Origin of the sequence: Novipirellula herctigrandis (assembly GCA_007859835.1) — a bacterium.
GTDB lineage: Bacteria > Planctomycetota > Planctomycetia > Pirellulales > Pirellulaceae > Novipirellula_A > Novipirellula_A herctigrandis.
Window position 1 is genome coordinate 5,098 of the sequence record SJPJ01000004.1, and the last position, 210, is coordinate 5,307.

The window sequence follows — 210 nt, forward strand, 5'->3', positions numbered from 1 at the left end:
AACGTTGGTGACGTTCACCACCGTCGACGATGCCGGCAATAATGCGACGGCGACGACCATGGTAACCGTCATCGACACGACGGATCCGACAATCACAGCGCCGGCCGACATCACGGTCGAAGCGGACACCACCGGCGGTGCGGCGAAAGCGAATGCCGCGATTGCTGTTTTCCTGGCCGCCGCGACGGGTAGCGACATTGTTGATGATTC

Annotated in this window: 1 protein-coding gene; it reads left to right on the forward strand. The window is 61.0% G+C overall.

Annotation, left to right across the window (positions count from 1 at the left end; translation table 11 throughout):
- Nucleotides 1-210 (forward strand): hypothetical protein (locus CA13_RS34260; protein ID WP_419195343.1); only part of this gene is annotated, 210 nt, incomplete at both ends.